Source organism: Blautia hansenii DSM 20583, assembly GCF_002222595.2.
GTDB classification, from domain to species: domain Bacteria; phylum Bacillota; class Clostridia; order Lachnospirales; family Lachnospiraceae; genus Blautia; species Blautia hansenii.
Genome location: NZ_CP022413.2, coordinates 1,290,121 through 1,304,588 on the forward strand (window position 1 = coordinate 1,290,121; position 14,468 = coordinate 1,304,588).

General features: G+C 40.3%; 10 protein-coding genes and 1 other annotated feature. Of the genes, 7 read left to right on the forward strand and 3 right to left on the reverse strand.

The features are described from left to right. The first annotated feature begins 39 nt into the window (after window positions 1-39). The 6 genes from CGC63_RS06315 to queA all read left to right on the forward strand — a co-directional run bounded on the left by CGC63_RS06315 (window position 40) and on the right by queA (window position 7,848). Window positions 40-1,437 carry a SpoIID/LytB domain-containing protein gene (locus CGC63_RS06315; RefSeq protein ID WP_242648440.1) on the forward strand — a complete coding sequence of 466 codons (1,398 nt, stop codon included), beginning with the start codon at window positions 40-42 and terminating at the stop codon, window positions 1,435-1,437. 39 nt (window positions 1,438-1,476) lie between these two features. Continuing rightward, window positions 1,477-2,388 (forward strand): YihY/virulence factor BrkB family protein, encoded by a 912-nt coding sequence (locus CGC63_RS06320; RefSeq protein ID WP_004222403.1) that lies wholly within the window; start codon window positions 1,477-1,479, stop codon window positions 2,386-2,388. 39 nt (window positions 2,389-2,427) lie between these two features. Beyond that, window positions 2,428-2,666 (forward strand) — a binding site (T-box leader). Window positions 2,667-2,719: 53 nt separating this feature from the next. After that, window positions 2,720-3,739, forward strand: coding sequence for a phenylalanine--tRNA ligase subunit alpha (gene pheS, locus CGC63_RS06325; RefSeq protein WP_004222398.1), 1,020 nt, complete (start codon window positions 2,720-2,722; stop codon window positions 3,737-3,739). A 14-nt stretch (window positions 3,740-3,753) separates the two neighbouring features. Next, entirely contained in the window at window positions 3,754-6,144 is a 2,391-nt protein-coding gene (gene pheT / locus CGC63_RS06330; protein ID WP_004222394.1) for a phenylalanine--tRNA ligase subunit beta, read from the forward strand. Further along, complete coding sequence (locus CGC63_RS06335; RefSeq protein ID WP_004222392.1) at window positions 6,144-6,749, forward strand: histidine phosphatase family protein; 606 nt, start codon at window positions 6,144-6,146, stop codon at window positions 6,747-6,749. Before pheT ends, CGC63_RS06335 begins: the two co-directional genes overlap by 1 nt. Window positions 6,750-6,822: 73 nt before the next feature. Then, the gene (gene queA, locus CGC63_RS06340) at window positions 6,823-7,848 is read left to right on the forward strand and encodes a tRNA preQ1(34) S-adenosylmethionine ribosyltransferase-isomerase QueA (protein WP_009247261.1); all 1,026 of its coding nucleotides are present in this window, start codon (window positions 6,823-6,825) and stop codon (window positions 7,846-7,848) included. A gap of 82 nt (window positions 7,849-7,930) precedes the next feature. Here the strand turns inward: queA and pckA are convergent, their stop codons facing one another. From pckA to CGC63_RS06355, 3 genes are all read right to left on the reverse strand, one after another. Continuing rightward, window positions 7,931-9,535, reverse strand: a complete 1,605-nt coding sequence (gene pckA, locus CGC63_RS06345) for a phosphoenolpyruvate carboxykinase (ATP) (protein ID WP_004222386.1) — start codon at window positions 9,533-9,535, stop codon at window positions 7,931-7,933. A gap of 181 nt (window positions 9,536-9,716) precedes the next feature. Then, window positions 9,717-10,997, reverse strand: a complete 1,281-nt coding sequence (aroA, locus tag CGC63_RS06350) for a 3-phosphoshikimate 1-carboxyvinyltransferase (RefSeq protein WP_004222383.1) — start codon at window positions 10,995-10,997, stop codon at window positions 9,717-9,719. Between the two features lie 11 nt (window positions 10,998-11,008). Continuing rightward, the gene (locus tag CGC63_RS06355; protein WP_004222381.1) at window positions 11,009-12,106 is read right to left on the reverse strand and encodes a prephenate dehydrogenase; all 1,098 of its coding nucleotides are present in this window, start codon (window positions 12,104-12,106) and stop codon (window positions 11,009-11,011) included. 191 nt (window positions 12,107-12,297) lie between these two features. Here CGC63_RS06355 and CGC63_RS06360 point away from each other — a divergent pair, with 191 nt between their 5' ends. Beyond that, window positions 12,298-14,385 (forward strand): elongation factor G, encoded by a 2,088-nt coding sequence (locus CGC63_RS06360; protein WP_004222379.1) that lies wholly within the window; start codon window positions 12,298-12,300, stop codon window positions 14,383-14,385. Window positions 14,386-14,468 lie beyond the last annotated feature (83 nt).

Consider the following 14,468-nt stretch of genomic DNA (forward strand, 5'->3'; position numbering starts at 1 on the left):
CTTTGCATGAATAAGGAAGAAAAAGCATATATTAGGAGTATGAATTGGAAAGAAAAGTTAAAGTGGAAACTCCTGATTATTCTCATTGCTCTTATAGGAATTTTGATTGTATGGTGTGCCGGAAAAGCAGGAGAAAGGAAAGCGGTCACAGAAAAGGAAATTCTAAGAGAGTATGCACAAAAGGAGAATGAATGGGCAAGTGCAAAAACGGAACTTCCGAAAGAGTCACAGCCACAGCAGGAGGCAGAAGCGCCAGAGGAAGCTATGGAAGAACCTTCTATTCGTGTGGTTTTAATGACAAATGATTATGAAAGCTATTACCATTCAGAGGTTTCCTTGGAATTTCAGGGGAATTATCAAACGGAAGGTGTAATTCAGAAAACATTTTCTTCCGGAGAAAAAATAACTTTGAAAACAGGCTGCCAAGAACTTGCAAATGGCAGCCTGAGGTTTTTGCCGGAAAATCAGGAATGTAGGATTGCCCTTACTTCTTTAAAAAGAGGACAGGGTGTGCCCTCTTATAAAGGGAGCTTAGAAATTTATGAAGATGAATATGGACTGCATCTTGTCAATGAACTGCCTTTGGAGGATTATCTCTGCGGAGTTGTACCCAGTGAAATGCCGTCCTCTTATCCTAAAGAAGCTTTAAAAGCACAGGCAGTGTGTGCAAGGACTTATGCCTGCGTACAGCTTGAAAGCAAAAAATTAGAGCAGCTTCACGGACAGGTAGATGACAGTGTTTCTTATCAGGTATATCAAAATACAGCAGAGGCGGAGTCTGCCAATGAAGCCGTGCAGGAAACAAAAGGAGAAATTCTTTTAAAAGACGGAAATCCTATTCAGGCATATTATTTCTCCACTTCTCACGGAAAAACTAGTACCGACGAGGTGTGGGAAACAGCGTCTCCTGCCTCTTATCTAAAAAGTGTGGATTGTACTTACGACTCCCAAGAGCCTTGGTATCAGTGGGAGGTTCTTGTTTCCAAAGAAAATATTTTGAAAAATGTACAGCAGTTATTGCCGGAAGTAAAAGAGGTACAAAGGGTGGAAATTGTAGAAAAAGGAGAAGGGGATGCGGTACTGCATCTGAAGGTGGAAACAGAGCAAGGAGCAAAAAGCTTTTATAGTGAATATGATATTCGTTCTGTATTAGCGCCTTTGGGAGCAGAAATTATTCGACAGGACGGTTCTTCTGTAAAAGGGGGAAAGCTCCTTCCTAGCGCTTATTTTACAATGGAAGAACAGACAGATACGGCAGGTGTGTGGACCGGTTATCAGATAAAAGGCGGAGGCTATGGTCATGGTGTAGGTATGAGCCAGAATGGAGCAAAGGGCATGGCAGACACGGGAAAAACTTATGAGGAAATTTTGAACTATTTCTATCAGGAAGTAGAGCTTGGGCAGGTGCAGGATGTTGTCAAGAAGGAAAATCCATGATACAATGGCTCATATTGTTAAGAAGATGGGGGTGAAAGTATGGTGAAGCGTTTCCTTGGTGCGACAAAAGAATTTATAAAAAGTATGAACGAGCGTCATGTAACGGCTTATGCGGCACAGGCGGCATATTTTATCATACTTTCCTTTATTCCCTTCATGCTTGTTCTAATGACTTCTGTAAAATATACGCCGTTGACAAAAGCAGAAGTAGTTCATGCGCTGCTTCAGGTGTGTCCGGAGAATTTTGAAACTTTTATACAGAGCATTGTAAACGAAGTTTATGAGAAATCTCTGGGTGTTGTGCCTGTTTCTGCTGTAATTGCCATGTGGTCGGCAGGAAAGGGCATACAGGCGCTGACACGAGGATTTAACAGTATTTATCAGGTAAAAGAAACCAGAAATTTTCTCATGAGCAGAATTCGGGCGGTGTTTTATACTCTGGTGTTTGTCATATCCATTATTTTAACGTTGACTTTGCAGGTGTTCGGAAACAGTTTGCAGCGAGAACTAAGCAGCCATTTTCCCTTTATGGAGAAAATCGTAACCATGATTATCAGTATGAGGGTAGTGATTACGCTCAGTGCGCTGTGTGTGGTCTTTTTGATGATGTATAAATTTATTCCCAATCGAAAAGCGACTTTCAGAAGTCAGTTTCCGGGAGCGCTTTTGTGTGCTGTATGCTGGTCTGCTTTTTCTTTTGGCTTTTCTTTATATATTGATTTTTACAATGGCGCTGCAAATATGTATGGAAGTATGACAACTATTGTCTTAGTGCTTCTGTGGCTGTATTTTTGCATGATGTTTGTGATGCTGGGCGCACAGGTGAACCATTATTTTGAGGCGAAAATCGAGGAGGTGCATCAGATGGCTGCTCAGATGATTAAAAAGGAATACTATCAGCTTTTGCAAAGTGATGAGGATGAGGAAAAAGAAGATGAAAGAAAATCTTGACAGCAGATAAGAAAGTGGATAAAATAAAGGGCAGATATGAAAAAAGCAAAGAAAGTGTCAGTAGATACCTGTTTTCTGCCAGAGATGGAAAGTCATTGGCTGTAAGCTTTCCTCAGTTCAGACAGATATTGAAATTCCCACCGGAGCTGCATTTTTGAAACTGTATGTTACAGAAGTAGGAGATGACGTAACTGTGCGTTAAACAGATACGAGTGCCTGTCATGTGTTTGACAGGAACGAGGGTGGTACCGCGAGATTGTAATGACTTCGTCCCTTTTAGGGGCGGAGTTTTTTTCTTTGCATCTAAATATAGAAATAAAAGGAGAAAGTCATGAAAGAAAAATTACAGCATATTCAGGAAGAAGCTGCAAAGCGTATTCAGGAAGCAAATTCTTTGGATAAGTTAAATGAAGTGCGTGTTGCATTTTTAGGTAAAAAAGGTGAATTAACTGCAGTTTTAAAAGGAATGAAGGACGTTGCCCCAGAAGACAGACCAAAGGTTGGTCAGTGGGTAAATGAGGTAAGAGCTGAGTTAGAAGGTCTTTTAGAAGAAACAAAGGCAAAATTAGAAGCAGAAGCTTTAGAGAAAAAGTTAAGAGAAGAAGTCATTGACGTAACGCTTCCAGCAAAGAAAATGGAAATCGGACACCGTCATCCAAACACCATCGCACTGGAAGAAGTAGAGAGAATTTTCATCGGTATGGGCTATGAAGTAGTAGAAGGTCCTGAAGTAGAATATGACTTATACAACTTTGAAAAATTAAACATTCCGGAAGGACATCCTGCAAAAGACGAACAGGATACTTTCTATGTAAATAAAAATATTGTACTTCGTACACAGACCTCACCGGTACAGGCTCGTGTAATGGAAGAAGGCAAGCTGCCAATTCGTATGATTGCACCGGGAAGAGTGTTCCGTTCTGATGAAGTAGATGCAACACACTCTCCGTCCTTCCATCAGATTGAAGGTCTTGTTATTGACAAACACATTACTTTTGCAGACTTAAAGGGAACTTTGGAAGAGTTTGCCAAAGAACTGTTTGGACCGGAAACAAAGACAAAATTCCGTCCTCATCACTTCCCATTTACAGAGCCAAGCGCAGAAGTAGACGTTTCCTGCTTCAAATGCGGAGGCAAGGGCTGCCGTTTCTGTAAGGGCTCCGGTTGGATTGAAATTTTAGGCTGCGGTATGGTACATCCACATGTACTGGAAATGTGCGGAATTGATCCGGAGGAATACACCGGATTTGCATTTGGCGTAGGTCTTGAGCGTATTGCACTTTTGAAATACGAAATTGATGATATGCGTTTATTATATGAAAATGACACAAGATTTTTACGTCAGTTCTAGGAGGAGAAAGAGAAATGAATACATCATTATCATGGATTAAAAAATATGTGCCGGATTTAGATGTGAGCGCACAGGAATATACAGATGCAATGACTTTGTCAGGAACAAAGGTAGAAGGCTTTGAGAAACTGGATGCAGACCTTGAAAAGATTGTTATCGGACAGATTGAAAAAATTGAGAGACATCCGGATGCCGATAAACTGATTGTTTGTCAGGTAAATATTGGTACAGAAACTGTTCAGATTGTAACAGGGGCTTCCAATGTGCATGAAGGAGATAAAATTCCGGTTGTATTAGACGGCGGAAGCGTTGCAGACGGAACAAAAATTAAAACAGGAAAGCTGCGTGGCGTAGAGTCCTGCGGTATGATGTGCTCCATTGAAGAATTGGGCTCAACAACAGAATTTTATCCGGAAGCAGCAGAAGACGGTATTTATATTTTTCCGGAAGACGCAGAAGTAGGAGCAAGCGCTATTGAAGCTTTAGGTTTCAACGATGTGGTATTTGAATACGAAATTACTTCCAACCGTGTAGACTGTTACAGTGTAATCGGTATTGCGAGAGAAGCAGCGGCTACTTTCCAGAAACCATTTTATCCACCGGTTGTAGAAGTAAAAGGAAATTCTGAAGACGTCAACGATTATGTAAAAGTAACCGTAGAAGACAAGGAGCTTTGCCCTCGTTACTGTGCAAGAATGGTAAAGAACGTAAAAATCGGACCTTCACCAAAATGGATGCAGCGTTGTCTGGCTGCAAACGGTATTCGCCCTATTAACAATCTGGTAGATATTACCAACTATGTTATGGAAGAATTCGGACAGCCAATGCACGCTTATGATATGGATACCATTGAAGGACAGGAAATCATTGTTCGCCGTGCAAAAAAAGACGAAAAATTCGTTACTTTAGACGGTCAGGAAAGAGTATTAGATGACTCTGTACTGATGATTTGTGATGGAAAGAAGCCTGTTGGAATTGCCGGAATTATGGGTGGAGAAAACTCCATGATTACAGAAAATGCCACAACCGTTCTCTTAGAAGCAGCTTGCTTTGACGGTGTAAATATTCGTCTTTCCAGCAAAAAAGTAGGACTTCGTACAGATGCTTCCGGTAAATTTGAAAAGGGCTTAGATCCAAACAATGCACAGGCTGCCATTGACAGAGCTTGTCAGTTAATCGAAGAATTTGGCTGCGGCGAAGTGGTAGGTGGTATGGCAGACGTATATTCAAAAGTAAAAGAACCGGTACGTGTTGCTTTTGATGCAGATAAAATCAACAGCCTTCTGGGAACAGAGCTTTCTAAAGAAGAAATGTTAGAATATTTAAGCAGAGTAGAATTAAAATATGATGAAAGTACAGGAGAAATCGTAGCGCCTACTTTCAGACATGATATTTTCCGTATGGCAGATTTAGCAGAGGAAGTAGCCCGTTTCTACGGATATGACAACATTCCTACAACATTGCCAAAAGGAGAAGCAACCACAGGAAAGCTTCCATTCAAACTGCGTATTGAGCAGGTGGCAAGAGATATGGCAGAATTTAACGGATTTTCTCAGGGGTATTGTTATTCTTTTGAAAGCCCGAAGGTATTTGACAAATTGTTAATTCCGGAAAATGACGAATTGAGAAAAGCTATTGTGATTTCTAATCCATTAGGAGAAGATTTCAGCATTATGAGAACAATCTCTTTAAACGGTATGCTCACATCTCTGGGAACAAACTATAAGAGAAGAAATAAAGACGTTCGCTTATATGAATTAGGAAATATTTATCTTCCAAAAGAATTACCTTTAACAGAGCTTCCGGAAGAAAGAATGATGTTCACATTAGGTATGTACGGAGCAGGCGATTTCTTCTCTATGAAAGGCGTTGTAGAGGAATTCTTAGATAAAATCGGTATGCACAAAAAAGAGGAATACAATCCAAACGCAGGCAAACCATTCCTTCATCCGGGACGTCAGGCAGAAATTATTTATGATAAAACTGTAATTGGATATATGGGAGAGGTTCACCCAACAGTTGCAGCTTCTTACGGCATCGGAGAAAAAGCTTATGTAGCTGTTCTGGATATTCCTGCAATTTTAGAATTTGCAACCTTTGACAGAAAATACGAAGGCATTGCAAAATTCCCTGCTGTAAGCCGTGACATTAGTATGGTCGTTCCAAAAGAAGTATTGGCAGGACAGATTGAAGCAGTTATTGCACAGAGAGGCGGAAAAATTCTGGAGAATTACCAGTTATTCGATATTTATGAAGGAAGCCAGATTAAAGAAGGATATAAATCTATGGCATATTCTGTTACCTTCCGTGCGAAAGACAGAACCTTAGAGGATGCAGATGTAAATGCAGCCATGAAAAAAATCCTCAATGGTCTGGAAACACTTGGTATTGAGCTGCGTAAATAATGATGAAGTTATATATTCTTAGACATGGAGAAACCCAGTGGAATGTGCAGAAAAGGCTGCAAGGGGCTTCTGACACTGAGTTAAACGAAAAGGGTATTGCTTTGGCAGAAAAAACAGGAGAGGCGCTGAAGGAAATTCCTTTTTACTGTTGTTTTACCAGTCCTTTAAAGAGAGCAAAGGACACGGCAAAGCTGGCGCTTGGCAACAGGGAAATTCCCATCTATGAAGATGCAAGAATACAGGAAATTTGCTTTGGAGAGTGGGAGGGAGAAAATTCTTCCCTGCTTCCTCAGGAGATGCTTTATAATTTCTTCCATAACACAAAGGATTATAGAGCACCAAAAGGGGGAGAAGAGCTTGCTCACATTTGCGCCAGAACCAGAGATTTTTGGGAGGATATTATTGCCAGAGAAGAATTGCAGGATAAAAATATTCTCATTGCTTCTCACGGCTGCGCAGTGCGTGCGCTTTTACAAAACGTATATGAAGACGCAGATATTGCAAATTTCTGGCATGGAAAAGTTCCGCCAAACTGCAGTGTGAATATTGTAGAAATGAAAGAGAACAAAGCTATACTTCTTGAAGAAGATGTGGTATATTACTAAATAGAAACAGGAGGCTGTCGTATTAAATATAATGCGGCAGCCCCCTTTCGTCAGAGAACAGAAAGGAGAAACCATGAGAACAGCAGACTTTTATTATGATTTGCCGGAAGAACTGATTGCACAGGATCCATTATTAGACAGGTCATCTTCCAGACTGATGCACTTGGATAAACAAACCGGTGAAATATGCCATACAGATTTTAAACATATTATTGACTATTTAAACCCAGAGGATTGTCTTGTTATCAATGATACAAGAGTAATACCGGCTCGTTTATACGGAAGTAAGGTCGGAACAGATGCAGGGATTGAAATTCTTCTGTTAAAAAGAAGAGAAAACAATATATGGGAAACCTTAGTAAAACCGGGTAAAAAAGCAAAACCGGGAACAAAAATCAGCTTTGGCGATGGACTTTTAATCGGTGAAGTGCTGGATATTGTAGAAGAAGGAAATCGTCTGATACAGTTTCAGTACGAAGGGATTTTCGAAGAAATCTTAGACAAGCTGGGAGAAATGCCTCTTCCTCCTTATATCACTCATAAGCTTCAGGATAAGGAACGTTACCAGACCGTTTATGCAAAAAACGAGGGAAGTGCAGCAGCGCCTACGGCAGGACTTCATTTTACAAAAGAATTATTGAAAGAAATAGAAGAAAAAGGCGTGAAAATTGCCCATGTAACCCTTCATGTGGGACTGGGTACGTTCCGCCCTGTAAAGGTAGATGATGTAGAAAGTCATCACATGCACTCTGAATTTTATGTAGTGGAAGAGGAGCAGGCAAAAATCATCAATGAAACAAAGGCAAAAGGCGGCAGAGTGATTTCCGTGGGAACTACAAGCTGCAGAACTTTAGAGTCTGCCACAGATGAGAATGGGATTTTGCAGGCAAAAAGCGGATGGACAGATATTTTTATCTATCCCGGCTATCAGTTTAAAATGATTGATGCTTTAATTACAAACTTCCATTTACCGGAGTCAACCCTTTTAATGCTGGTTTCTGCATTGGCGGGAAAAGAAAAGATTATGAATGCTTATGAAGAAGCAGTAAAAGAGCGTTATCGCTTTTTCAGCTTCGGAGATGCCATGATTATTGAGTGATAAAAAGATTGCAAAGAAAAAACGCCAGAACCGATATTTATCGGAACTGGCGTTTTTTTTCATATTTAAAAATCTTATTTTATTATTCCTGAGGACCGGCAGCAACTAATGCTTTACCAGCTTTATTTCCTTCGTATTTAGCAAAGTTCTTAATAAATCTCTGTGCTAAGTCTTTTGCTTTTGTTTCCCATTCGGAAGCATCTGCATAAGTATTACGAGGATCAAGAATGTTTGTATCAACACCTGGAAGTTCTGTAGGTACTTCGAAGTTGAAGTATGGAATTTTCTTTGTAGGAGCGTTTAAGATGTCTCCGTTTAAGATAGCGTCGATGATACCACGAGTATCTTTAATGGAGATACGTTTTCCTGTACCATTCCATCCTGTGTTTACAAGGTAAGCCTTTGCTCCACTCTGCTGCATTTTCTTAACAAGCTCTTCAGCGTATTTTGTTGGATGCAGCTCTAAGAATGCCTGTCCAAAGCAAGCGGAGAATGTTGGTGTAGGTTCTGTAATTCCACGTTCTGTACCAGCTAATTTTGCTGTAAATCCAGAAAGGAAGTAGTACTGTGTCTGTTCTGGTGTCAGAATAGATACTGGAGGTAATACACCAAATGCATCTGCAGATAAGAAGATAACTTCTTTTGCAGCTGGAGCAGAAGATACAGGACGAACAATATTTTCAATGTGGTTAATTGGATAAGATACACGAGTATTTTCTGTTACACTCTTATCTGTAAAGTCGATTTTTCCTTCTGCATCTAATGTTACGTTCTCAAGAAGAGCGTCACGTTTGATTGCATTGTAGATATCTGGTTCAGAATCTTTATCTAAGTCGATAACTTTTGCGTAGCATCCGCCTTCAAAGTTAAATACACCGTTGTCATCCCAGCCGTGTTCGTCATCACCGATTAAGAGACGTTTTGGATCTGTGGAAAGTGTAGTTTTTCCTGTTCCGGAAAGACCGAAGAAAATTGCTGTGTTTTCACCATTTAAGTCTGTGTTTGCAGAGCAGTGCATGGAAGCGATACCTTTTAATGGAAGGTAGTAGTTCATCATAGAGAACATACCTTTTTTCATTTCTCCGCCGTACCATGTATTTACGATAACCTGCTCACGGCTTGTGATGTTGAACATAACAGCTGTTTCAGAGTTTAATCCTAATTCTTTGTAGTTTTCAACTTTTGCTTTAGAAGCATTGTATACGATAAAGTCTGGTTCGAAGTCTTTCAGCTCTTCTTCAGTAGGCTGAATGAACATGTTTGTAACAAAATGTGCCTGCCAAGCTACTTCTACGATAAAACGGATAGCCATACGTGTATCTTTGTTTGCACCGCAGAAAGCATCTACAACATACAGTTTTTTGTTAGACAGCTCTTTTAAAGCAATATCTTTTACAGTATCCCAAGCTTCCTGTGTAGCTGGATGGTTGTCATTTTTGTATTCATCAGAAGTCCACCATACAGTGTCTTTAGAGTTTTCATCCATAACGATGAATTTGTCTTTAGGAGAACGTCCTGTGTATACACCTGTCATTACGTTAACTGCACCCAGTTCACTTTCCTGACCTTTTTCAAAGCCTTCCAGTTCCGGTTTTGTTTCTTCAGCGAATAATAATTCATAAGAAGGGTTGTGAACAATCTCAGTTGTTCCAGTGATGCCGTATTTGCTTAAATTCAATTCTGCCATCTTACATGTACCTCTTTTCTCTTATATTAATTACGATAATCTCACCTGCCAAGACAGGTTTGCGATATCCTTTTTTAAAGAAGGGAAAACCCTGCTTCTCTTCTATATTATACATATTTACTACAATAAATCAATAAAAAAATATATAGAAATTCTAAAATTTGTTTAAAATTTAACGACCTTATGAAGCAGAAATTGCAGCCATATCCCGATAAAATTCAGGATAGGAGATATCTACGCAGGAAGCATTTAAAATTTCTGTTTCTCCGTCAGCAGCCATACCGGCAACGGCAAAGGACATGGCAATTCTGTGATCCATATAGCTGTCTAAAACAGCGCCTTTTAAAGGCTTGCCTCCATGTATTTCCATGCCGTCTTCCGTAGGAATAATATCAGCTCCCATAGCGGATAAATGCTGCACAATAATATCCAGACGGTTAGACTCTTTTACCTTTAATTCCTGCGCATCACGGATGACGGTAGTACCTTGGGCAAAGGCTGCCATAACAGCAAGCATCGGAAGTTCGTCAATGAGAGTGGGAATAAGTGCGCCTTCGATAACTGTTGCTTTTAACTCGCTGTGTTTTACCAGAATATCGGCCACAGGCTCTTTTCCGTATTCCCTCTTATTTAAAAGCTGAATATCTGCGCCCATATCTGCGCATACTTTTAGAATGCCATCTCGTGTAGGATTTATTCCCACATCTTTGATTAAAATTTCAGAGCCCGGAATTAGAAGTCCCGCAGCAATAAAATAAGCCGCAGAAGAAATATCTCCGGGAACAATGACATTTTGTCCTTCTAAAACAGGATTGCCCGTGATAGCCGCAGTAGTTCCTTCTGAAATGACGTCTGCACCAAAGGAGCGGAGCATCAGTTCAGAATGGTTGCGGGAAAGATAGGGCTCTGTCACTTTTGTGATGCCATCTGCATACATTCCTGCCAATAAAACACAGGACTTCACCTGTGCAGAGCTTACCGGTGAAAGATAATGTATGGGCTTTAAAGGATGCCCCGTTATTTTCAGCGGTGCACAGCCGTTGTCGGATAGACTTTCTATTTTGCCTCCCATTTGGGAAAGGGGAGTAATAATTCGTGTCATAGGACGTTTCTGAATAGAAGCATCTCCGGTTAAAGTAGTACAAAAAGCCTGTCCGGCTAAAATACCGGATAAAAGGCGGGTAGTAGTTCCGCTGTTTCCTGCATCTAAAATCGTTTCAGGAGCGTTTAAGCCGTGAAGTCCTTTGCCGTGAATTAAAATTTCCGAAGGAAGCTGTTCAATTTCAATGCCCATTTTTTCAAAGCAGGAGATTGTAGACAGACAATCAGCGCCTTTTAAAAAATTGGTAACAGAAGTGGTTCCTTTTGCAAGAGCCCCGAGCATGACGGCTCTGTGAGAGATGGATTTATCTCCCGGAACGGCAAGCTCTCCTCGAAGAGGAGTGGATTTTTTAAAAATCATAGAAAAACCTCCTATCTCTCATAAATTTTATAATTGCGCTTTGTCAGCTGTTCCAAAGCCTGTTTTAAGGCATCCTCATCGTAAAATTCGATTTTTAATACGCCGTCTTCAAATTCTCTGTTGTGAAGAATGCCGATATTTTTAATACTGATATTATTCATAGAAAGAATAGTTGCAATGGTAGCAATAGAACCTGTTTCATCAATAATATCACAGTACAGGGCAAAATCCTTTTTAATTGGTCCGCTGGGGACATCATTAAAGGAATTTCTGTATTCCTTGGACTGTGAAAACATATCGTAAAGACCATTGGCATCTTTTTGGTCCACTAAATATTTTGCCTGCACAATCAAGCGTATATATTCATCTAAAACCTTTGAAATATGCTCCGGATTTTCCAGACAAATCTGCTGCCACATGTGCGGAGAAGAGGATGCAATACGGGTAATATCTTTAAATCCGCCTGCCGCAATGGTTTTCATGTGCTCCAGAGGAGAGTCCAGCTTTTTCACTACATTTACAAGAGATGCAGCCACAATATGAGGAAGGTGGCTTACGGCAGCAGTAATAAAATCATGCTCATCCCAAGTCAAAATCATAGGCAAAGCGCCAATGGAAGTTACCAGTTCGGTATACTTTCCTATTTTATCAAGACCAACCTCCTCAGACGGGGTAAGAATATAGTAGGCATTTTCAATCAAATGGTCGGTAGAATGCTCATATCCCATGTGTTCACTTCCTGCCATAGGATGTCCCCCGATAAAGTTGTAAGCCATGTCAAGTTCTGTGACTTTTCGGTGAATTTCCCCCTTTACACTGCCTACATCAGTGAGAATACAACCGGGGCGGATGACCTGCTTCAGCCATGGAAGACATTCGATATTGTAGTCCACTGTGGCACACAAGAAAATATAATCACAGAGGGCAAAGCGAGGGTCATGCTCATTGCAGGGAATATCCACAATTCCGTCAAAAACCGCATCCTTTAAGGTATCTGTTGTGCGGTTATAAGCGATAATCTGATAATCCGGATGAAATTTTCGTATTGCTTTTGCAATGGAGCCGCCGATAAGCCCCAGACCAATAAAACCAATAGTTGTGGTTTCCATATATTTTCATACTCCTTCTAATTAAAATGCTGTCAAACAGTATCATTTTATGACAGGTTTTTACAATTGTCAATTCTATTGGTGTGTGTGAAAGGAATAAGAAAAAAACTTGTTTAATTTGAATAAAATACTTGAAATATATCAATTTTTTTAGTAAAATATACACATAATATATTTGGGAGGTATTACATATGGACGTTTTTAGAACCGACAGAATTAGAAATGTGGTCCTGCTTGGTCATGGGGGTGCCGGAAAAACAACTCTGGCAGAAGGAATGGCTTATTTATCAGGTATTACAAGCCGAATGGGAAAGGTAACAGATGGCAACACGATCAGTGATTTTGATAAAGAGGAAATAAAGAGAAAATTTTCAATTTCTACATCTGTAATTCCGATTGAATGGGGAAAAGTAAAAATTAATGTATTGGATACTCCGGGCTATTTTGACTTTGTGGGGGAAGTCGAAGAAGCAGTAGGAGCGGCTGACGCAGCGATTATTGTTGTTTCCGGTAAGGACGGTGTTCAGGTAGGAACACAGAAGGCGTGGGAGCTGTGCGAGAAATATAATCTTCCAAGAATGTTCTTCGTTACGGAAATGGATATTGATGATGTCAGCTATCGTCAGGTGGTAGAGCAGCTTACAGAGCTGTACGGCAAAAAAATTGCGCCGTTGCACATGCCAATTCGAGAAGACGGCAAATTTGTAGGATATGTAAATATCGTAAAACAGGCAGGTCGAAGATATATTGAAAGAGGACAGAAAAAGGAATGTCCTGTTCCGGAATATTTGAACGAATATTTAGAAAAATATCATGAGACTTTAATGGAGTCCGTAGCAGAAATCAGCGAAGAATTTATGGACCGTTACTTTGCAGGAGAAGAGTTCTCCGTAGCAGAGGTTTCTGCAGCATTAAAAATGAATATTTCTGACGGAAGTATTATTCCGGTATGTATGGGTTCTGCTGTTAATATTCAGGGTGTAGCAAACCTTTTAGATGATATTTGCGGATATTTCCCAAGTCCGGATCAGAAGACCTGTGCAGGTATGAATACAAAGACAAACGAAATTTATCAGGCAAATTACGATTTTACAAAAGCAAAATCTGCTTATGTATTTAAAACAATCGTTGACCCGTTCTTAGGAAAATATTCACTGGTTAAGGTATGTTCCGGCGTTATCAAAGGAGACGATGTTCTCTTTAACGTATCCAAGGACTCCGAAGAAAAGCTGAATAAGCTTTATGTTCTGGAAGGCTCAAAGCCAATCGAAGTAGCAGAGCTTCACGCAGGAGATATTGGAGCTATTGCAAAACTGGGTACCGTGACCACAGGAGATACACTGGCTACAAAGACCACACCAATCCTTTACGGTAAAACAGATATTTCTACTCCTTATACTTACAAACGTTATCAGACAGTAAATAAGGGCGATGATGATAAGGTATCTCAGGCATTGGCAAAGATGATGCAGGAGGATTTGACCTTGAAAGCAGTCAACGATGCACAGAACCGTCAGACTTTATTATATGGTATTGGCGAGCAGCATCTGGACATTGTGGTAAGCAAATTAAAAGAACGTTATAAAGTAGACATTGTTTTATCTGAACCGAAGGTTCCGTTTAAAGAAACTATTCGTAAAAAATCAGATGTGGAATACAAATACAAAAAACAGTCCGGCGGACATGGACAGTATGGTCATGTAAAAATGACATTTGAACCATCCGGCGATTTGGAAACTCCTTATGTATTTGAACAGACCGTTGTAGGCGGAGCAGTTCCGAAGAATTACTTCCCGGCAGTAGAAAAGGGTATTCAGGAGTCTGTATTGAAAGGCCCTGTTGCTTCTTATCCGGTAGTGGGTGTGAAAGCTACTTTATATGACGGTTCTTACCATCCGGTAGACTCCTCTGAAATGGCATTTAAAACAGCAGCTATTCAGGCATTTAAGAAAGGCTTTATGGAAGCGTCACCCGTACTGTTAGAGCCGATTGTATCCATGAAAGTAAGCGTACTGGATAAATTTACCGGAGATGTTATGGGCGATTTGAACAAGAGAAGAGGCCGTGTACTGGGAATGAACCCGGATACTGCACGGAAAGGCTATACAGTTGTAGAAGCAGACGTACCGATGCTCTCCATTTACGGATATTCCACAGACCTTCGTTCCATGACAGGAGGAAGCGGTGAATTTTCTTATGAATTTGCCCGCTATGAACAAGCGCCTTCTGACATTCAGGAGAAGGAAATTGCGGCTCGTGCGAAAGCAGAAGAGGAATAATTAAAAAATAGAAAATTGAAAAATAAGAGGTTGTTGCTTTGAATATTCAGAATATGTATTGAAAGCGGCAGCCTCTTCTTTAA

What these genes read in the sequence shown, in the direction of transcription:
- CGC63_RS06315 (WP_242648440.1), top strand. Translation starts at nt 40, where the DNA reads ATGAATTGGAAAGAAAAGTTAAAGTGGAAACTCCTGATTATTCTCATT.
- CGC63_RS06320 (WP_004222403.1), top strand. Translation starts at nt 1,477, where the DNA reads ATGGTGAAGCGTTTCCTTGGTGCGACAAAAGAATTTATAAAAAGTATG.
- pheS (WP_004222398.1), top strand. Translation starts at nt 2,720, where the DNA reads ATGAAAGAAAAATTACAGCATATTCAGGAAGAAGCTGCAAAGCGTATT.
- pheT (WP_004222394.1), top strand. Translation starts at nt 3,754, where the DNA reads ATGAATACATCATTATCATGGATTAAAAAATATGTGCCGGATTTAGAT.
- CGC63_RS06335 (WP_004222392.1), top strand. Translation starts at nt 6,144, where the DNA reads ATGATGAAGTTATATATTCTTAGACATGGAGAAACCCAGTGGAATGTG.
- queA (WP_009247261.1), top strand. Translation starts at nt 6,823, where the DNA reads ATGAGAACAGCAGACTTTTATTATGATTTGCCGGAAGAACTGATTGCA.
- pckA (WP_004222386.1), bottom strand. Translation starts at nt 9,535, where the DNA reads ATGGCAGAATTGAATTTAAGCAAATACGGCATCACTGGAACAACTGAG.
- aroA (WP_004222383.1), bottom strand. Translation starts at nt 10,997, where the DNA reads ATGATTTTTAAAAAATCCACTCCTCTTCGAGGAGAGCTTGCCGTTCCG.
- CGC63_RS06355 (WP_004222381.1), bottom strand. Translation starts at nt 12,106, where the DNA reads ATGGAAACCACAACTATTGGTTTTATTGGTCTGGGGCTTATCGGCGGC.
- CGC63_RS06360 (WP_004222379.1), top strand. Translation starts at nt 12,298, where the DNA reads ATGGACGTTTTTAGAACCGACAGAATTAGAAATGTGGTCCTGCTTGGT.